Source organism: Acidobacteriota bacterium, from assembly GCA_028875575.1.
Classification (GTDB): domain Bacteria; phylum Acidobacteriota; class Terriglobia; order Versatilivoradales; family Versatilivoraceae; genus Versatilivorator.
Genome location: JAPPDF010000094.1, coordinates 1 through 19,568 on the forward strand (window position 1 = coordinate 1; position 19,568 = coordinate 19,568).

The following is a 19,568-nucleotide window of genomic DNA, read 5'->3' on the forward strand; positions in this document are numbered from 1 at the left end:
TTTCCCCTCAGCGCATCCATGCTCGCTCGACCGTAGTGACCGCTACGCTCTTCGTTCCCGAGCACGCGCTGAGGGGAAAATGCCTGCGCCAGGATCACACCCCCTGGTGAGAAGTGCGGGCCGGCGGACGTCTCCCGAAGATGGCCGTGCCTACCCGAACCATGGTGGAACCTTCCTCAATGGCCACGGGAAAATCGTGGCTCATTCCCATGGACAGAACCTTCATGCGTACCTTCGGAACGCCAAGATTCGCCAACCGGTCGAACCACTGCCTCAACCGCCGAAAATAGGGCCGCACGGCCTCGCCATCTTCCAGATAGGGGGGAATGGCCATCAGTCCCTGAATCGAGATGAAGTCCAGGTCGACCAAACGCCCGGCCATTTCTTCCAGCTCTTCTTCCGCCACCCCCGCCTTTTGCGGCTCTCTTCCGATATTGACCTGGATCAACACCGAGACCACCTTGCCCAGTCTGGTCGCCGAACGATCGATCCGCCTGGCCAGATCGAGGCTGTCGACAGTCTGGATCCAATCGAAGGTGGCCACGGCGCGGTTGACCTTGTTCTTCTGGAGTGGGCCGATCAGGTGATACTCAAAATCCAGTCCCGCCAGATGAACCTTCTTGGACTGGGCTTCCTGAACGCGATTCTCGCCCAGGCAGTCAACGCCGGCCGCAAGCGCCTGACGGATCCGGTCGGCAGCCATCAGCTTGGACACTGCCATCAGCCGCACCGTCTCCGGGCGGCGGCCGGATTTCAGCGCCGCTTCGGCAACCGTCTCCATCACCCGCTGGACATTTCCAGCGATGACACCCATCGGTTTGAAGCTCCCGCAAAACAGAATCGCCGACCCGAGGAACTCTTCGCCCCTTTCCGACTCCGGCGATTTCCGAACCCCGCTGACCACCCGATCCCGCAGCTTCAAAAAGGGGCCATCTTACCTCAAGTCCCGGCCGAATTCCAAACGCCCCGGCAAGCGGGCCGGCACCAGGGTGCGCGCCTTGTTGCACCCTTCGAATATGTGCTATTTTGCCAAGGATCCCGGCCCCGAAGTCGGGGCCGAACCCTGGGTTCTCCATGCCTCCATTCATTTCCTTCGAGGGATTGGACGGCTGCGGCAAGACCACTCAAGTGAGGCTGCTGGCCGACTACCTGACCCGACGCGACATCCAGGTGGCCGAATTGCGGGAGCCCGGCGGAACTCCCGTGGGAGAAGCCATCCGCTCACTGTTGCTCAGCTCCCGAAACCGGGGACTGTTGCCCTTGAGCGAGCTGCTGCTCTACTACGCGGCGCGCAACCAGAACCTCCACCGGCAGATCATTCCGGCTCAGGCTGAGGGAAAGTGGGTCTTGTGCGACCGTTTTGCGGATGCCAGCGCCGCCTACCAGGGATACGGGCGCGGGCTCGATCTCTCGGTGGTTGAAACTCTCGATCGCATGGTAAACGGCGGGAGGAAGCCGGACCTCACGCTCCTGATTGACATCGAGCCCTCTCTCTCCCTGGCCCGGGCCAGGGAGAGGAACCGTCGAACCGGGCTGGACGAAGGCCGATTCGAGGCAGAGTCTCTGGAATTCTTCCATCGCGTCCGGGAAGGATACCTGCAGATTGCAGCGCGGGAACCCGGCCGGGTCCGGGTCCTGAACGGAAGCCGGACCATCGAAGCGCTGCATCGGGAAATCCTGGGGCTGATTTCGACCCTTCTTCCAGGGGGCAGGTCTGATGGGATGGAGTGATTTTCTGGGAAACGCCCCCGTTCGGGACCTGATGAGGCGAAGTCTTGTCGAAGGCCGCCTGCCTTCCTCGCTGCTTTTTGCAGGCATCGCGGGAGTCGGCAAGGGGACCCTGGCCCACTTCCTGTCCAAGGCGGCCAACTGCCAGAAACTCGAGGATGACTTCTGCGACGACTGCGGGAGCTGCCGCAAGATCGATCAGCGGTCGCACCCCGACGTTCGTAGCTACGCACCCGACGGAGCCTTCATCAAGATCGATCAGATGAGAGATCTGATTCGCGAGGTCTTTTTCAAACCCTTTGAAGGCCGTCGCCGCGTCTTTGTGATCGACCAGGCCCATCGTCTGCGCCTGGAAGCCGCCAACGCCATTCTCAAGACCCTGGAGGAACCGCCGGAGACATCCCTCCTCATCCTGGTGACCGATTCCCCCAACGATCTTCCCGGCACCCTCCGGTCGCGCTGCCAGCGCATCCAGTTCCATCCCTTCTCTCCGGCGGAGTTGGAACGCATCCTCCGGCAACGATCGATCTACCCGGCCCAGGATCTGCCCCTGGTGGGACGAATTTCCCGGGGTAGCCTCGGCAAGGCTTTGAATCTGGACCTGCAGCAGTACCAGGAGGCCCGCGGGGAAATGGTGGAGGCGATCCGGGCCTGCGCCGGAGCCTTGTCCTATCACCGGGCTCTGCAAGTCACCGAGCCTCTGGCCTCGCCCAGGCAAAAGGGGCAATTCGAGTTCAAGACGGGTGTGCTATACGACCTGCTGCGCGACCTGATGCTGATTCAACTGGACGCGCCTACCGGAAGCCTTACCAATATCGATCTGCATTCGGAGTTGACCGAAATCGGCTCCCTCCTGACTCTCAGACAGATAGTCGATGCCGTTGGCTCTCTCGACCACTTGATGAAGGGACTGGGGCGCAATCTCAACAAGTCGCTGGCTCTGGACCGATTCCTCTTCCGACTGAGCGGCGTGAGCGCCACGCCTCCAACCTGAGGCTGCCTTCTTGGGACTTGTGGCGAAATGGGGCCCCATGCTAAACTACCCTCAATCTTGACGCTCACAGGCCACCTTGAAATTACCCCGCGGGTCAGCGCTGTGATACGGCCGTTTGCCGGCCAATGAGTTTCTTATCGCCCGTCCTGAAATGATCGCAGGATTCCGAGTGTCCTTCGTAACGCGGAAGACTTGAGTTCTCTTGACAAGCGGCAGTAGTTGGGTGGAAGCCTGGCGGCGGGGCAGTCGCCCTGCCGCGACTCTGCACACAATCCAGGCAAAGCCGGGAGGAGGATTTTCCATGAATCGTCGGCTCATCCGTCCGTCGCTATCGGACATCAAAGACAAGATGACCGTGCGATCTCAAAAGAAGCGCCCCACTCCTCCGGAACAGACCAACGCCGAAAGCTTCTACTACCTGAAGCAGATGCAGAACAGGACGCCGATGGTTCTGGTCTTCCACGACGGAGAACGAATGGAGGGAGTCATCGAGTGGTACGACCGCAATTGCATCAAATTCAACCGTGATCCCGAACCCAATATTCTGGTCTTCAAACACGGCATCCGCTACATGTACAAGGAGGACGAGGACAAGTCCGCCGACGATTGAGATCGGTATGGGTGTTACAGCTCCTCTTTGATCCAACCCACTCCCGGACCGCGAAAGGAAGTTTCCCCATGAAAAAGCTTGGATTGTCGGTTGCGTTGCTCTTCACCCTGACGGCGCTGGTTCTGTCTCACCCTCATATCCGCAAGACCGTCGGCGCTTCAGCCGAGGGCGTTCAGCTCAAGTTGAGCTACTTCACCCTCCCCTACAACGCGGAGCATCTGGCCGATATCAAGGAGGGATTCGTCTTTCATTGTGGCCGCGCCACCCTGGAGATCAGTGGATCTGTGGAAAGCGCGGGAGTGAAGGTTTCAACCGGACAATACGATCTGCGGGCCAAGGCCGTAGCCGGCGACAAGTGGACCCTGCTGCTCATTCCCAAGGCCCCCGAAGGCTCCGGAGGCCAGCAGGGCTCAAGCCGCGAAATCCCACTCGAGAGCCGATCGGCAATGGGAGACCACCAGGCCCACCACCTGAATCTGGACTTGACCAGCGGGCACGGCGACACCGACGGCAAGCTGATTCTCTCGGTGGCGTTCGGATCCAGAACGGTCGAGGGGATCCTCTCTCTTCCGGCTCCCGGAGCCTGAGGAATCGCGGTGGGCTCGACCATTCTCAAGCAGCGCCTGGCGCTCCCCCAACCCCTGCTGGTCCCCGCCTGTTACGACATGGTTTCCGCCAAAGTGGTGGAGCGCTGCGGCTTCGAGGCCGTCTACCTCTCCGGGTTCGGGCACTCCGCCTCCCACCTTGGCCTCCCCGATGCCGGCTTGATCTCCTTTTCGGAGATGCTGGAGCGGTTGCACCACCTGGTCCGCAGCGTCAACATCCCCGTCCTGGCAGACGCCGACACGGGATTCGGCGGAGTGGTCAATGTGCGCCGGACCGTGGAGGAATACGAAGCGGCCGGAGCCCAGGCCATCCAACTGGAAGATCAGTTGATCCCCAAGAAGTGCGGGCACACGCCGGGAAAGCAGTTGGTTGAAGCTTCGGAAATGGCGGATAAGCTGGAGGCAGCCGTCGCCGCCAGGCGCAGCGATCGATTTCTGATCATCGCCCGAACCGATGCCATAGCCGTCACCGGATTCGACGATGCCATTCGCAGGGGAGAACTCTATCAGCAGGCGGGAGCCGACATCATCTTCATCGAGGCCCCGACCAGCCTGGATCAGATCGAGCGGATCAGCGCTTCCTTTCACAAACCGCTCATGATCAACCTGGTCGAACGGGGGAAGACTCCCCTGCTCTCCCTGGAACAACTCCAGACTTTGGGATACAAGGTCGTCGCCTACGCCTTGACCACCCTGATGGCCTCGGTCCGGGCCATGGAGCGCGCCTTGTCGAAGTTGAAAGAAGGGAGCTTACCCGAAGACTACCTGGACGACCTGGCCACTTTCGAGGAACTGGATCAACTGCTGGGCTTCCCGGAATGGCGTCAGTGGGAAAACCGGTTCCGCCAGCCGAACGGATGAGCGGCGCCGGGCGCCGGACTTCCCCCATCAATCTCCCCGTCGTGGATATCCCTATCTTGTCCCTTCGCGGATAACTCTTTCCCTGGCTTGTCGGTTCGAGGCGCGTCCCGCTAGCTTGACTGAGCGGAAGCATCCAGCGCCGAGCGAAAGGCCCGGATATGGGCCGGGGTGGTGCCACAGCAACCGCCGATGAAGTAAGCTCCTTCCTTCAGGAGGTCGGGCAGATGGCCGGCCATTTCCTCGGGGGTCTGGGTGTAGTAGCTCCTGAGGTCGTCGTCCAGTTGAGGCATTCCCGCGTTGGGGTAGGCCATCATCCGTTTCGGTTCCATCTGCCTGGAGACCATGGCCTCCCGTAGCTGCCGCACCCCCTGGATGGCATAGGGCATGCCCGTATGTTCCTCCCTCCTGGATTCGGCGCCGCAGTTGAGTCCGAGCAGGTCCACGTGCTCCAGCAAATTGTCTCCCCCCGACAACTCGCCCGCCGAAAAAACTTCCAGCAGATCGGGGGCCGAATGTCCCCAGTCCGTCTTGTAGGTCAGCTTGCCGCTGTTACGGTCCCGGGTGTACTTGTAAGTGAGGTTGACGGCGACCGGAAGTCCGTACTGGCGGGCCACATCGGCGGCGATGGACGCCTCCCGGGCCGAAAACATGGTCTCGATGCAGAAGAAATCGACGCCGCCTTCCGCCAGGGCGTCAGCCAGCCTTCGGTGGGCATCTCTCACCAGGTGGTTGGCGATCCCGAAGGTGGTGTCGCCGCTGTCGGCTTCGATGGCTCCGGGGGAGGGCCCCAGCGAGCCCGCGATATAGGTCTCCTTACCGCTTCTCTCGACCGCGGCCTTGGCATGTTCCACGGCGGCTCTGGCCAGACCGTCGCAACCGGCAGGATCTTTCCCCGCCATCTTGAGGTGCAGGGTGGATCCCACAAAGGTGTTGGTGCCGATGGCATCGGCTCCGGCTTCGATATAGGCGCAATGGATGCTGATCACATCTTCCGGATGCAACTCGTTGGCCACGCTGCTGTTGGGCAGCTCAATGCCTCTGGCGAACAGTTGCGAGCCGAACCCCCCGTCATAGAGGAGAGGCTTCGGCTGCTTGAGTCTTTCCGATAGAGGAATCATGGAGCTCCTTTATTGATGAAGGCTTCAGCTCGCCGTTGCAATTTCCCGCGTCAAGCCGCCCGCGCACCACGGCTGACGGAGACAAACTCAACGCCTGCCGCCGTCAGCGATCTTCCGAGACCCGACCGTTGCTCAGAGATCCATCAGTTCCCGCACGTACTTGGGGGCCGGCGACCCAAAGGACAGCATTCTGTCGTGAAAGGCCTTGAAGTCCTTCAGGGGTCCATGCCTGGCTTCGTAGGCATCTCGTATGGCATTGACTTCACGGTTGCCCACATAGTAGGTCGAGAGCTGGGTCGAGGTCAGGCATGCCCTGCGCCACTTGCCGGCTGCCTCTCCCTCTTCCTGAAATCCCTCGTTCATCATCAGATCCATGGCCTCTTCACGACTCATGCTGCCGGCATGGACCTGTTGATCGATGACGGCATTGATGATCAGCCGCAGGCGCATCTTCAACTGCTGCATCTTGACTGACGGCCCGCCAAAGCCCTTTTCCGCCATGAGCTGCTCGGCATAGGTCGCCCACCCTTCCACAAAGGTTCCGCTGCTGAAGATCGCCCGTATCCTGGTAGGCGCCCGGAACCGGTTCGAATGGGCGATCTGCAGGTAATGCCCCGGAGTGGATTCATGGATGGTCAACTCCTGCAGCATATAGTCATTGTACTCCCGAAAAAACGACCTCACGCGATCGGCCGGCCAGTCGGCAGGAGTTGGAGAGATGGCGTAGAAGGTCTCACCCCGAGTCTCCAGCGGCCCGGGAGAATCGCAGTAGGCCACGGCCACGCCCCTCTGGAACTCCGGCATCACGATGATCCGGATGGGTTCCCGGGGAACCGTCACCAGCTCCTGTTCCCGGGTGAAACGGGTCACCTCGTCCAGGGACTGCCGGGCCTTGCCCACAATGGTCTCATTGTCCGGATGGGAATCGGCCAGCTTGTCAAGCACCTCGGTGACCAGGGACTTCGAATCCTGTGGCAGGCGCCCATGGGGGAAGAGGCGGGGATAGAGGAGGCGGGCGGTTGCAGCAAGGTCTGCGCCGGTACGCCTCAGATCCTGCATGGCGGCTTGGCGAATTTCCTCCAGGGACAGATCCGATTCCAGGGTGTGCCTCAGCTTGTCCCTGTACAGCCGTTCCCCCAGCCTGAAGTCGCCTCGCGCTCTCGGGAGCAGGTCCTCTTCCAGCCATCGGCCAAAGTCCTCCAGGGCCTGGACGGCTTGCTGGCGTGCCTGGAAAAACGACTCCTCCAGGTCGGGTATCCGGTCCAGATAGGGCTGCAGCCCCTCGGCAATGAGGCGCAGCGTGCCCCGATTCTGCTGAATTGCGGTCTCGGTATGGATCCTGGGGGGATTGGCCAGATTGGCCTTGGCCGCCGCCACTACCGCCGGAACTGCCTGAAGCCTTTCTTGAAGGTTGGCCAATCTTTCCGGCAAGGGCGCGAACTCGCGCGCTACCAGGGAATAGAGGGCACTGCCCACATTGTAGACCATGGGATTCCACTGGTATTCCTTCAAGTCCTCCAGCCGGAAAATCATGGACTGGATATTGGCTTTCAGGATCCGATAGTCCACCCGGTTGACTTCGCTGAGCCGCGCCGGATCCATGGTCTCGAGCCGCTGGAGAGATCGGCGTTGAAAGGAGAGTTCCCGGTCCACACCGTCACTGGAGTAATCGTCGAGACGGTGGTCGTAGCGGTGATCTCCCAGTTGGGTGGCCCACTCGGGCCTCATGGCCAGCAGTTCCTCCACGTAGGTCTCAGCGAAGGACTCGAACCCGGCATCCTGACCGGGCCTCCACCAGCATCCCGCGCCAAGCAGCAAGACCCAGGCTGTCCATCTCTTCATGCGTCCCTCACGAAATTCGGACGGGGTTTCCACCTCTCGAACCGGGAATCCGGCCCCATCTGTCTCCAGCGGCCCCAGTCCATTCCCAAAACTGCCAGGGGATGGTAGCATAGCCGCAGCTTGCGCGCCTAACCCCCAGTCCTTGCCTCATTTACGAGGAGGGCTGCCGGAAAAACCCCTGAATCTGGTCCCGTTCAATCGGCCAGGGCCGGCAGCCTGAAGCGATGGAATCGGGGACCGGTCCTGCAAGCTCTGATCCCGGTCGGCCCCGCGGGAAATGGAAAGTCCGGTTGCCGCCGGAACGTCGAGACAAGGAGGATTCATGGCCAGCAAGGGCGTAAAGATCTTTGGTGTCATTCTGGGAATTCTATTGATCCTGTTCGGAATCATGGTCTTTGCACTGATTCGTTTCACCCGTCCGGCCGAAGTCAAGGTCCGGAGCGACTCCGTACTGGAACTCACTATCGCCGGTGAACTGTCGGACCTGCCACCAACCTCTCCCCTGGCGCAATTCACGGGGCAAGGCAAACTCTCCCTGCTGGAGATGGGACAGGCCTTGCGGGCCGCCGCCGAGGATGAGCGCATTGCCTCGATCTATTGCCGAATCTATCCCGTGCAATCGAGTTGGGCAAGCCTGGAAGAGATCAGATCCTTCATGCACCACTTCAGGGAATCCGGCAAGAAAATCTACACCTACCTGTCGTTGGACCTGGTCAGCGACAAGGACCTTTACCTCGCGTCGGCTGCCGACGAGATCCACCTGAATCAGGATTCGGCCCTGATGGTCAATGGCCTGGTGGCCGAAGTCAGTTTCTACAGCAAGATGATGAACAAGCTGAAGGTCCGACCCGACGTGCTCCAGTTCAAGGAATACAAGAGTCCCGAAAGCTTCACCCGATCCGGGATGACCCCGGAGATCCGCTCCATGTACCGGAGCCTCTTGTCCGACATTCAGCAACGCCTCACCCAGGCCCTGAGCCAGGAACGCCGGATCGAGCCGGAGGAATTGGGTCGCCTGATGCAGAACGGCATCCTGAGCTCATCCTCGGCTCTGGCCGCGGGCCTGGTCACCCACCTCGGATACGAGGATGAAATTCGGAAACGGTTGAGAACCGAGTCTGCCGAAGGGGAACCTGAGTACCGTTCCATTTCGGCGTCGGACTATCTGAAAGCCGTCAAGCGCCGGAAAAAGAGCTCTCGACCGAACAAAGTGGCGCTGCTGGGCGGCATCGGTCCGATCATGACCGGACGAAGCGATGAGACCTGGGAGAATACCATGGGAGGAGACACCATCGTGTCCAGGTTGAGGAAGATCCGGAAGGACAAGAGTGTGAAGGGTCTGCTCTTTCGCGTCAACAGCCCGGGGGGCTCCGCCGTGGGATCCGACAAGATCTGGCGCGAGATTCGACTCATGGAAGAGGCCGGGAAACCGGTGGTGGTCAGCATGGGAGGAGTGGCAGGGTCAGGTGGGTACTACATCGCCATGGGGGCCCGAAAGATCGTGGCTCAGCCTTCAACCGTCACGGGCTCTATCGGGGTGATTTTCATGAAATTCAACGTGAGCGGGCTATTCGATCAATGGCTGGGAATCACCGTAGACCGGGTGAAGCTGGCCGAAAATGCCGACATCCTTTCTCCCACGACCTCCCTCAACTCCAGTCAGAGAGACGAAGTCGAGGAGTGGATGAACCACATCTATACCACCTTTGTCGAGAAGGCGGCCGAAGGACGCCACCTCTCCGTGGAGGAGCTGGAACGTCAGGCCGGCGGCCGTATCTTCACCGGGCACCAGGCCAGGCAGCGCCGACTGATCGATGCGGTGGGTGGGCTGAATACGGCGTTGGATCTGCTCAAGCAGGAACTGAACATTCCCGCGGAGGAAGAGGTGGAACTGGTGCTCTACCCCAAGCCCAAGAGCCTGTGGGAGAGCCTGCTCGAAGGGGATTGGGCTCAAGTCTCCAGGCGCGGGCAAACCCTGGAGGCATTGCTCAAAGAGCGGCTGTCGGAGGTCACCCATCCGGCTCCCTGGCTGATCGTCCCCGAGCTGAGGATTCACTGACCGCCGCCCCCCTTGAGCAATGCGGGCCCGCTTCAGGTTTCGGTGGGATCCGATTCCAGGATTTGCACCAGGACCTGGCTGACTCGAAGCTTCTCCACCCGGCGCACCACCATCTTGAGGTTGCCATGGATGGACTCGGCCCCTTCGGAAGGGATATTCCGCCAGTGGTTTACCAGGTAACCGCCAAGTGTGGTGACGTCGTGGTCTCCGTTGAACTGGATTCCAAAGGCTTCCTCCAGGTCGTGCAGCGGCGTGGAGCCATCCACCAGAAATTTACCCTCGCCGAGCTTGACGATTAAGGGAGCTTCCTGGTCGAATTCGTCCTGGATCTCTCCTACCAGTTCCTCCAGAACATCTTCCAGAGTAACCAGGCCCAAAGTCCCCCCGAATTCGTCCACCACGACTCCCATGTGACACTTCCTTTGCATGAAGGTCTTCAGCATCGTCTCCAGCGAGGCGAACTCCGGGAAAAACAGGATCTCCCGGCAGATCGATTCCAGGTCGACTGGCTCGGTCCCGGACTGAATCTGCCAGAGCAGGTGCTTGATGTGGACCATTCCGACCACGTCGTCGAGCGTCTTGCGGCAGACCGGAAACCGGGTATGGCGATAGGCTTTGACAATCTCGAGGTTCTGTTCCGGCGACATCTCCAGGTAGAGGGCGTCGATCTTGTTTCGGGGCAGCATGATGTTGCGCGCCTGCAGGCTCTTCAGGCTGAAGGTTCTGCGGAGAATGCGGCGGCTCAACGAGTCGTGGGAGACTCCGGTCCCCGATTCGGAAAGAAGCATGCGCAGTTCTTCCTCGGAATGCCCCACCTCATGCTCGCTGGCCGGTCGAAGGCCCACCGCCCTGAGAATGCGGTTGGCCACCCTGTTCAGCAGCCAGATGGCGGGATAAAAGGCCTTGTAGAAAAGGGTCAGGGGGATGGCTGCCCAGAGCGCGGTGCCTTGAGCCCGCTGGATGGCCAGCGACTTCGGCACCAGCTCACCCACGACGATGACTAGAAAGGTGATGAAGACGAACCCGATGACAACGGAAAGAGAAGTGACCAGATCCGGTGAGTGCACGCCCAATCCCGAGAGCACCGGCCGGAGCATCTCGGCCACAAAAGGCTCTCCCAGCCAGCCGAGACCCAGGTTGACCAGGGTGATGCCCAGTTGGGTCGCCGACAGGTAGGTATCCAGGTGGCGGATGACGTTCTCGGCGACCTTGGCCCGCCGATGCCTCTTTCTGGCCAGAGTCTCGATCTGAGTAGAACGGACCTTGACGATGGCAAATTCGGCTGCAACGAAAAAGCCGTTCAAAAAGACCAGAAAGAAGATGGCCAGCAGCCTGAGTGAAACGCCGAGGAAGGTTAAATGTGGAGGGTCGTCCATCGATTCCGGGATTCAGAATCCAGCAGAAAATCTATTTTACCACCAATTTCATTCCGCAGCCTCCATCACGGCTGCAAAGACACCGTCCGATTGAGTCACAAGCGGCGGCAACCAAAGGAACCCGTCGCGGCAAAAGGGATTCAACTCCTCGTAGGGCTTCAACCTCTCATCGTAGGCGGCCTTGAACCGGAATCCGGGGTGGGTTGCCAGGAAGCGCTCCACCACCTGTTCGTTTTCCTCCGGTTCCAGGGAACAGGTGGCGTAGACCAGGGTTCCGCCCGGTTTCACCAGGTCGGCGGCATTGTCCAGCAGACTGAACTGCAGCCCGGCCAGCCTGGTGAGATCTTCCGCCCGCAGGCGCCAGCGGATCTCGGGATTGCGTCGCAGAGTCCCGGTTCCCGAGCAGACCGCGTCCACCAGAATCTTGTCGAACCTCGGCGACAGCGGCAAAGGCCGGGTTCCGTCGGCCACCACCCAGCTCAAGCCGGGCCATTGCTTCCCGTGACGCTCCCTCGAAACCCGGAGGCGAGCGTAATTGGAGTCCAGTCCGACAACGCTCGCCTGTCCTTTCCCCAGTTGGACCATGTGGGAGGCCTTGCCTCCGGTGCCGCTGCACAGATCCAGGCACACATCCGAGGGCTTCAGCTCCAGCAAGCGGGCAATCGCCTGGGACCCGGCGCCCTGAATGGCCAGCTGTCCGCTCCGGTATAACGACGACTTGGTCAGGTCTCCCTCATCGACTACCCAAATCCCCTTCCCCAGGTGATGGGGGTATACACGACAGTCCTCCCCCTCCAGGATGGTGACCATCTCTTCCTGCCCCAATCGGGGCGAGTTGGAACGGAAATGCACCTTGGGAGGACAGTTGTTTTCGTGCAGAACGATGGAGGCGTGCTTCCAACCCCAGCGGTCGATCCAGCGGTTCACCAACCATTCGGGGTGGGAACAACGGAGGCTGAGCCCCCAGCTGGAATCCAGCGGCAACCGGCTGCATGCCTGCTCGAAACCGGCCTCGTCGGTTTTGCGCAGCACCGCGTTTACCAGGCCGGTCGCGGAACGCTTTCCGGATTCCTTCACCAGTTCCACCGACTGGTGCACGGCTGCACGCACGGGAACTCGAGCGAGAAACAGGATCTGGTAGGCTCCCAACCGGAGCACCATCCGGACTTCCCTGTCCAGCCGTTCCAGGGGCCGCTCCACCAGCGAGGCCAGGTGCCAGTCCAGGCAACTCTTCTGCCGCAGGACTCCGTAGACCAGCTCGGTGGCCAAGCGGCGGTCGGCCGAGTTGAACCGGCTGACAGGATCGTCATGAAGCATGTCCACGGCGAACCCGCCCCCCTGCTCGATTTTCATCAGGATGCGGAAGGCGGCCAGTCGCGCCGGTGAAGGAGACACGCTCAATCTCCCAACGGGATGGAGTGCCCGGATTGCAATCGGAGGCCGTTCAGGAAATCGGCGGCCGCCAGCGGCCTGTGGTTTTCCGGCTGAACTTCCAACAGCTCCAGCCAGCCCTCTCCGCAAGCGACCAGGGCACGTCGGGAATCCCACCGCCACAGCGAACCGGCTGCCTGCTCCTGTGCGGGCACGGTGACCGGCCGCGCTTTCAAAATGCGCAACCGGGAGCGTTTCCGATGGGTAAAGGCGCCCGGCCAGGGATTGAAAGCCCGCACCCGATTGAAGATCTGACGGGAGGACCGGCTCCAGTCGATTTCACCGTCGGACTTCTTCAGCAATGGAGCATAGGAAGCCAGTCGAGGATCCTGCGGCCGGGCCCGGACCTGGCCCGCCTCCAGCCGGTCCAGCGTTTCCGCCAGTAGATCCGCCCCCAAGACCGCCAGGCGATCTCCGAGCTGCAGCGAAGTCTCCTCCTCGCCTATCTCCACCGCCTTCTGCAGAAGCACGTCCCCGGTGTCCATGCCCCGGTCGATCCTCATGGTGGTGACGCCGGTTCGAGTCTCGCCGCGGACAATCGCCCAGGGAATGGGTGCGGCGCCCCGGTAGCGCGGCAGCAGCGAGGCATGCAGGTTGATGGCGCCAAAAGACGGGAGGGTGAAGAGCCAGGAAGGCAGAATCTTGCCGTAAGCCACCACCACCAGGGCGTCGGCGGTGGTTTCCACCAGGGACTTCCACTCCTCCCCCACCAGCCTTTCCGGCTGGTAGACCGGCAACCCGTTGTGGAGAGCCACCTGCTTGACGGGACCGATGGCCAGTTTGCGGCCCCGGCCGGAGGGACGGTCGGGTTGGGTGAAGACCCCGTTGACCTGGTGTCGACTCGAGAGGAGTCTTAGGAGGGTAGGTACTGCGAAGCCGGGGGTCCCCATGAAGAGCAGGCGCATCACCACTCCCCAGCCCGAACCTTCTTGCGTATCTTTCTCTTGATGATGTCGCGCTTGATCACGCTCAGGTGATCGATAAAGAGTACCCCGTTCAAGTGGTCGATCTCGTGGGACAGGATCCGAGCCAGCAGGTCCTCTCCCTCCACCATGGTCCGACTGCCATCGATCCGCTTCCCCCTGACGACCACTTTCCGGGGTCGGTGGACCCGCGCCGTGAACTCGGGAATACTCAGGCAACCCTCTTCCTCGTACTGGTCGCCTTCGGACTCCAGGATCTCCGGATTAGCCAGGACAATCAAGGAATCCGCTTTTTCTCCACCCGTGGGATCGATCACCATGAGGCGGGTCAGCACCCCGACCTGGGGGGCAGCCAGGCCAACTCCCGGAGCCGCGTACATGGTTTCCGCCATGTCCTTGCTCAACCGCTCCAGGGTCTCGTCAAAGGCAGTGACCGGCTCGGCAACCCGGTGCAGGACCGAGTTTCCGAACTTGACGACGGGAAGAATCATAGGGAGGGGTCCAGTGGCGAAAGGCTACTTGCGGTGCGATTTTATCGTTGGACCCTGGGCACCGTCAACCGCTCCCACCGGTACCAGGCTGTCAAATTGGCAGGCACTTTTTCCCGGTTGACTGGACTCCCGAGACACGTGGCGGTGTTTGGAGTCCTTTGGGATTGACAGTGCGCTCCCAAGGCCTCACAGGTCGGCACGGCCCGGGGATCGTTTCTTTAATCTATTGATAATAAATGATATAGAGAATTGGTAGCAAGCTTTTTCATTTGGATGGAATCTTGACTTAGCCTTTTCCAATCGATTACGATTTCTTGATGAACGGCCTCTCCGACAGATCGACCACGCTGCTGCAGAGTTGGGTTCTTGAAGTTCAGGACTTCACCCTGCTGGGGGCGCGGTCGATCGCCAGCTTCTTTCGACGGCCGTTCTACCTGAGGGAAACGTTTCAGCAGATGGACATCGTGGGGGTGGGCTCGCTTTCCATCTCTTGTCTCACCGCCTTCTTCACGGGGGCGGTGCTGGCTCTGCAGACTTCCAACACGCTTTCCTCGTTCGGAGCGGTCGGATACACCGGTCAACTGGTGGCGGTATCCCTGGTGAGGGAGCTGGGGCCGGTGTTGACGGCGGTGGTGGTTGCCGGGCGTGTCGGCTCCGGTATCGCCTCGGAGCTGGGGTCGATGCTGATCGGCGAGCAGATAAACGCCATGCGGTCCCTCGGCACCGACCCGATCAAGAAACTGGTGACACCGCGGGTGGTGGCCTGCACAACCATGGTTCCGGTTCTGACCGTGATTGCCGACCTGGTCGGCATTATGGGTGGATTTTTCGTGGCCACGATTTTTCTGGGAATCAGTCCCTCGCTCTTCCTGACATCCGCCTACGACCGTTTGGACTATGCCGATCTGGTGCAGGGGCTGGCCAAACCTCCCATTTTCGGTTTTCTCATCGCCATTGTGGGTTGCCACCGGGGACTGGGAACCTGGGGAGGAACGGAGGGGGTGGGGAGATCGACCACTCAAGCCGTGGTCACCTCCATGATTCTTATCTTCATCTCCAACTTTTTCATCACCCGCATCCTCCTGACCATCCTGTGATGAACAAACGCCACGACCATGCGGATGAAGCTCCTGCCATAGAGCTGAAGCACGTCACCAAGTATTACGATGACACCCCTGTGTTGAAGGATATTTCCTTCTCCGTAATGCGTGGGGAAACCAAGATCATCCTGGGAGGCAGCGGCTCGGGAAAATCCACCCTTCTCAAATTGATTATCGGCCTGGTTCAGGCAGACGAGGGAGAAATCTGGGTGGAAGGCCGCAACATCACCCGCTTTGGTGAAAGACCTCTGATGGAGGTCCGCAAGCGCATCGGCATGGTGTTTCAGGAGGGGGCGCTGTTCGACTCTCTCTCGGTGGCGGAGAATGTCGGTTTTCGGCTCTACGAGCAGGCTGAGTTGGAAGAGGACGAGATCCTGGAGGTCGTAAGGAAGACCCTCGGATTCGTGAACCTGGAAGACGCCATAGACAAGATGCCCTCCGAGCTTTCAGGCGGCATGCGCCGGCGAACGGCCATCGCCCGGGCCTTGGTGGGGACCCCCAACCTCATGCTGTACGATGAACCTACGGCCGGATTGGACCCCATCACGGCTCGAACCATCAACGAGCTGGTCATCAAGTTGAGAGACCTGGAGGATGTCAGCTCCGTCTTTGTCACCCATCGCTTGAACGATGCCTATACGCTTGCCAATGAACGCTTTATCCAGGAAAATGGTCGTTGGGTCGTCCGCCGGGAGCTCACCGATCCCGGCCGAATCAATACGCACTTCATCATGCTCAAGAACGGAGAAATCATTTTCCAGGGAACGGACAAGGCGCTGAGGCACAGCCGCGATCCATACATCAAGAGATTCCTTATTTGAGAGGAGGTACCATGGCTCGACAATCAATGGCTTGGAAAGAACTGCGTGTCGGTATTGTGGCCATATCAGGCTTCGTGATCCTGGCTGCCGCCCTGGTGCTGGTCAGCGGCGGACGGGGGCTTTTCACGCCCAAATACACCGTCAAGACCCATCTCGAAAACGCCTCCGGGCTGCGCAGGGGATCCTTGATCTGGCTGGCAGGGGTTGAGGTGGGCAGCGTGGGTGAGGTTCGCGTCTCCCGCTCGGACGATCCCGGCAGGGCCGTCGAGGTCCACATGAAAATCGATCGGGCCTTTCAGCAATCCATTCGCCGGGACTCGCAAGCCACGCTGGGTTCCATCGGCCTACTGGGGGACAAGTACATCGAGATCTCCCGCGGATCCCAATCCGAGCCCGTGGTCTCGGATGGTGGCGAGATCGACGGCTCTTCCCCGCCCGACATCAAGAGGATCATCCAGGGGACTAACGACCTGATGGCCAACGTCGGCGACCTGGTCGAGAGAGTCACCGGAATCGCCGGCAAGATCAACGTCCAGGAAGGGACCCTGGGAAAGCTGATCAACGACCCGGGCATTTTCAACAACCTCACCGGAACAACGGAGGAGCTGCAGGATCTGGTCAAAAGGATCACAGCCGGAGAAGGGACCATCGGGCAGCTCGTCTCGGACCCCCGGCTCTACGAGGAACTGAGGCAGACGCTTCAACTGGGCCAGAACGTGGTGACCAAGGTGGATTCGGGGGAGGGGACACTGGGCAAGGCGGTCAACGATCCCGCAATCTATGACCGGGCCGAACGCATGCTGGCCAGATTCGAAAAGGTGGTGAAGAGAATCGAGGATGGAGAGGGATTCCTGGGCCGCTTGTCCAAGGACGACACGCTTTACAGTCAATTCAACCAAAGCCTTGGGAAGTTCTCCACTGTGGCCGAAAAAATGAGCAACGGGGACGGGACCGTTTCCAGGCTTCTGAAAGATCCCTCCCTTTACTCCAACCTCGACCTGGCGTCGGCCGAGCTGGTGAAGTTCATGCACGACCTCCGGGAAAATCCCAAGAAGTACCTGCGCATCAAGTTGAGCTTGTGGTGATTCCCGGGCCGCATCTTGTCGGGCTGCCTCCCACGGGTTGCAGCGGGCTCCGGCCAATCGCCGCAGCCTTCTCGTCGTCCGCCGGCGATCTGAAGCGGAGGAGGCTCAATGTCGGCATGTTTTGACTGTTCAGTCGATCACGACTATTATTGGCGGCTTCCCGAGGCCGAAAAACAACTCACATGACCATCGACATCAAGAAGAAACTGGAAGAAGAAATTCGTGTGATTCAGGACGAGTTGACCAAGGAGCTCCCCAAGGAGTTGAAGAAAGCCATTGCGCTGGGGGACCTGAGCGAAAACGCGGAATACCAGTCGGCCAAGCAGCGGCAAGAGATCCTCAACGCCAAGTTGGCTCAACTCCGCAAGAGATTGGCCGACGTGGCCATGATCAATTTCGACAGGATACCCAGGGACCGCGTTTCTTATGGATCCACCGTCGTGCTGTACGACTTTCAGAAAAATACCGAGATCACCTACAAGCTGGTGTCGTCCGAAGAGTCGAACATTCAAAAAGGCCTGATTTCGACGACCTCCCCCATAGGGCGGGGCCTGCTGAACAAGAAGGAGGGGGACACGGCCAGGGTGCACACGCCGGGCGGCCTCAAGGAATTCGAGATCTTGAGCCTCACCACCCTTCACGATCAATCAGGGGCCACCGAATAGTCCGCCATGCTGAGCCAAACCATCGGCAGGATATGCAGAGCCATCCTCAACTTCATGGTCGGGTTGATATCCCGGCTGGGGGTCAGTCCCAATGTGCTCACCTTTGTCGGATTTCTGATCACTCTGCTGGCGGCCTGGTTTCTGGCCCAGGGGAGGTTCTTCGATGCCGGAATCGTGATCATATTCTCGGGCATCTTCGACATGCTGGACGGGCGCCTGGCTCGGATAACCAACAGAGTCACCAAGTTCGGCGCGTTCTTCGACTCGGTCCTGGATCGCTACTCCGATATGGCCCTCTTCCTGGGACTGCTGATTCACTATGCCCGAGCAGAACAGATGACCTATCTGCTGCTCTCCGGCATCGTCATGATCGGCGCCGTCATGACCAGTTATACCCGCGCCCGGGCAGAGTCATTGATCGAGCGCTGCAAGGTCGGCTTCATGGAGCGCCCGGAGCGGCTGGTTCTGATCATCATCGGCGCCCTGTCCGGCAAGATGGCTCCGGTCCTTTGGGTCATGGCCGTCATGAGCAACCTGACCGTCATCCACCGCATTGTCTACACCTGGAAGCAAGCCCCCCGGGAAAGCCCCGATGCACAGCCGGCCCCTTCCCCAAGTTCCGATCCCGCCCCGCCGAAACCCCACGAATCCGCGCCACAGAGCCTCCACTGATTTCCCATGCGGAAATCTGACAAGAGGCTGTATTGGTGTTAAAATATCCTTGATTGTCGGTTTACCAGGATTGGTCACCGGCGGTGATGACCACGAGAGGAGCGAGTTCGATGAAGCGTAGGCTCAGGCAGCTATTGGCCATGACCTTGGCGGCATTTCTCGGATTCGGGATCCACAGTCCCCTTCTGGCCGAAAAGAAGAAAAAGAAAAAGAAGAATGCCGACCTGGAGAACGTCGGCAACCGGGAAATCAACAAACGCAGCTTGAACTTCTACTCGATCGAGCGGGAGATCGCCCTGGGCAAGCGGCTATCCATGCAGATCGAGCAGCAGGTCAAGCTGGTCACCGACCCGGAAATCAATGAGTACGTGAACCGGGTCGGCCAGAACCTGGTTCGCAATTCCGATTCCAAGGTGCCGTTCACCATCAAGGTGGTGGATTCCGACCAGGTCAATGCTTTCGCTCTGCCCGGCGGATTCTTTTACGTCAACTCCGGGTTGATCACCTCGGCAGACTCGGAGTCGGAGCTGGCCGGCGTGATGGCCCACGAAATAGCCCACGTCACCGCTCGCCATGGGACCGAGAACGCCACCAAGGGCCAGATCGCCAACTACGCCATGCTGCCTTTGATCTTCATGGGCGGCGCCCTCGGTTACGGTCTCTACCAGGCCGCCGGATTCCTGATCCCCCTGCAGTTCCTGCATTTCAGCCGGAAAGCCGAAACCGAAGCCGATTTTCTGGGGCTGCAGTACCTGTACAAGACCGGGTACGATCCGACCTCCTCGGTTTCCTTCTTCGAGAAGATTCAGTCTCTGGAGAAAAAGAAGCCGGGCAAGCTGGCCAAGGCTTTTCGGACGCATCCCCCGACCGGCGATCGTATCGTCAAGACCCAGAAGAACATCGCCAACTTGCTCCCGGAAAAGGATCAGTACGTCATCAACACCTCGGAGTTTGGCCGGATCAAGGCCAAGCTCCTGGCGCTGGAAAATGCCAGCAGACCCAAGAAGGACGAAAAATCGGGCCGCCCGTCCCTGAAGCGGCGCACTAGCGGGGAAGTGGAGGAAGTCTCGGACGACCCGGCGGACGACGAGGAGCGTCCCACCCTGAAACGCAGGAAGTAGGGCAACTGCGGAAACACCTAACAAAAAAGCCAGCGACCTTTCGGTTCGCTGGCTTTTTTGTTTGAG

General features: G+C 60.0%; 19 protein-coding genes. 12 read left to right on the forward strand and 7 right to left on the reverse strand.

Annotated features, from left to right (window positions below; genetic code table 11):
- Window positions 1-94 precede the first annotated feature (94 nt).
- Entirely contained in the window at window positions 95-814 is a 720-nt protein-coding gene (locus OXI69_15150) for a YggS family pyridoxal phosphate-dependent enzyme (GenBank protein ID MDE2667480.1), read from the reverse strand.
- Between the two features lie 260 nt (window positions 815-1,074).
- Between OXI69_15150 and tmk the strand changes: the two genes are divergently transcribed.
- The 5 genes from tmk to OXI69_15175 all read left to right on the forward strand — a co-directional run bounded on the left by tmk (window position 1,075) and on the right by OXI69_15175 (window position 4,798).
- Window positions 1,075-1,731, forward strand: coding sequence for a dTMP kinase (gene tmk, locus OXI69_15155; protein MDE2667481.1), 657 nt, complete (start codon window positions 1,075-1,077; stop codon window positions 1,729-1,731).
- Window positions 1,718-2,722 carry a DNA polymerase III subunit delta' gene (gene holB, locus OXI69_15160; GenBank protein ID MDE2667482.1) on the forward strand — a complete coding sequence of 335 codons (1,005 nt, stop codon included), beginning with the start codon at window positions 1,718-1,720 and terminating at the stop codon, window positions 2,720-2,722. The genes tmk and holB overlap by 14 nt, the downstream gene beginning before the upstream one ends.
- Window positions 2,723-3,023: 301 nt before the next feature.
- A complete protein-coding gene (locus OXI69_15165) occupies window positions 3,024-3,332 on the forward strand; it encodes an RNA chaperone Hfq (GenBank protein MDE2667483.1) in 309 nt (102 codons plus the stop codon).
- A 68-nt stretch (window positions 3,333-3,400) separates the two neighbouring features.
- Window positions 3,401-3,919: a hypothetical protein gene (locus tag OXI69_15170; protein ID MDE2667484.1), complete on the forward strand. Its 519-nt coding sequence runs from the start codon at window positions 3,401-3,403 to the stop codon at window positions 3,917-3,919.
- Window positions 3,920-3,928: 9 nt separating this feature from the next.
- Window positions 3,929-4,798 carry an isocitrate lyase/PEP mutase family protein gene (locus tag OXI69_15175; GenBank protein MDE2667485.1) on the forward strand — a complete coding sequence of 290 codons (870 nt, stop codon included), beginning with the start codon at window positions 3,929-3,931 and terminating at the stop codon, window positions 4,796-4,798.
- A gap of 110 nt (window positions 4,799-4,908) precedes the next feature.
- Here the strand turns inward: OXI69_15175 and OXI69_15180 are convergent, their stop codons facing one another.
- Both OXI69_15180 and OXI69_15185 read right to left on the reverse strand, forming a co-directional pair.
- Complete coding sequence (locus tag OXI69_15180; GenBank protein ID MDE2667486.1) at window positions 4,909-5,916, reverse strand: homocysteine S-methyltransferase family protein; 1,008 nt, start codon at window positions 5,914-5,916, stop codon at window positions 4,909-4,911.
- A 132-nt stretch (window positions 5,917-6,048) separates the two neighbouring features.
- The gene (locus OXI69_15185) at window positions 6,049-7,758 is read right to left on the reverse strand and encodes a DUF885 domain-containing protein (protein MDE2667487.1); all 1,710 of its coding nucleotides are present in this window, start codon (window positions 7,756-7,758) and stop codon (window positions 6,049-6,051) included.
- 322 nt (window positions 7,759-8,080) lie between these two features.
- Between OXI69_15185 and sppA the strand changes: the two genes are divergently transcribed.
- Complete coding sequence (gene sppA / locus OXI69_15190) at window positions 8,081-9,817, forward strand: signal peptide peptidase SppA (GenBank protein ID MDE2667488.1); 1,737 nt, start codon at window positions 8,081-8,083, stop codon at window positions 9,815-9,817.
- Between the two features lie 32 nt (window positions 9,818-9,849).
- Here sppA and OXI69_15195 read toward each other — a convergent pair whose 3' ends face one another.
- From OXI69_15195 to def, 4 genes are read right to left on the reverse strand one after another with little or no spacing between them, the layout of a single operon-like run.
- Complete coding sequence (locus OXI69_15195) at window positions 9,850-11,193, reverse strand: hemolysin family protein (GenBank protein MDE2667489.1); 1,344 nt, start codon at window positions 11,191-11,193, stop codon at window positions 9,850-9,852.
- Window positions 11,194-11,241: 48 nt separating this feature from the next.
- On the reverse strand, window positions 11,242-12,588 hold the full coding sequence (rsmB, locus tag OXI69_15200) for a 16S rRNA (cytosine(967)-C(5))-methyltransferase RsmB (protein MDE2667490.1): 1,347 nt from the start codon (window positions 12,586-12,588) through the stop codon (window positions 11,242-11,244).
- Window positions 12,589-12,590: 2 nt separating this feature from the next.
- A complete protein-coding gene (gene fmt, locus OXI69_15205) occupies window positions 12,591-13,529 on the reverse strand; it encodes a methionyl-tRNA formyltransferase (protein ID MDE2667491.1) in 939 nt (312 codons plus the stop codon).
- Window positions 13,529-14,038 (reverse strand): peptide deformylase, encoded by a 510-nt coding sequence (def, locus tag OXI69_15210; GenBank protein ID MDE2667492.1) that lies wholly within the window; start codon window positions 14,036-14,038, stop codon window positions 13,529-13,531. The genes fmt and def overlap by 1 nt, the downstream gene beginning before the upstream one ends.
- Window positions 14,039-14,355: 317 nt before the next feature.
- On the opposite strand from def, the gene OXI69_15215 reads away from it, so the two are divergent.
- From OXI69_15215 to OXI69_15240, 6 genes are all read left to right on the forward strand, one after another.
- Window positions 14,356-15,135 (forward strand): ABC transporter permease, encoded by a 780-nt coding sequence (locus OXI69_15215; protein ID MDE2667493.1) that lies wholly within the window; start codon window positions 14,356-14,358, stop codon window positions 15,133-15,135.
- On the forward strand, window positions 15,135-15,959 hold the full coding sequence (locus OXI69_15220) for an ATP-binding cassette domain-containing protein (GenBank protein MDE2667494.1): 825 nt from the start codon (window positions 15,135-15,137) through the stop codon (window positions 15,957-15,959). Before OXI69_15215 ends, OXI69_15220 begins: the two co-directional genes overlap by 1 nt.
- Before the next feature lie 11 nt (window positions 15,960-15,970).
- Window positions 15,971-17,044: an MlaD family protein gene (locus OXI69_15225; protein ID MDE2667495.1), complete on the forward strand. Its 1,074-nt coding sequence runs from the start codon at window positions 15,971-15,973 to the stop codon at window positions 17,042-17,044.
- 182 nt (window positions 17,045-17,226) lie between these two features.
- Window positions 17,227-17,709, forward strand: a complete 483-nt coding sequence (locus tag OXI69_15230; protein MDE2667496.1) for a transcription elongation factor GreA — start codon at window positions 17,227-17,229, stop codon at window positions 17,707-17,709.
- Between the two features lie 6 nt (window positions 17,710-17,715).
- Window positions 17,716-18,381: a CDP-alcohol phosphatidyltransferase family protein gene (locus OXI69_15235; GenBank protein ID MDE2667497.1), complete on the forward strand. Its 666-nt coding sequence runs from the start codon at window positions 17,716-17,718 to the stop codon at window positions 18,379-18,381.
- Between the two features lie 110 nt (window positions 18,382-18,491).
- Entirely contained in the window at window positions 18,492-19,502 is a 1,011-nt protein-coding gene (locus OXI69_15240) for a M48 family metallopeptidase (protein ID MDE2667498.1), read from the forward strand.
- Window positions 19,503-19,568: the final 66 nt, after the last annotated feature.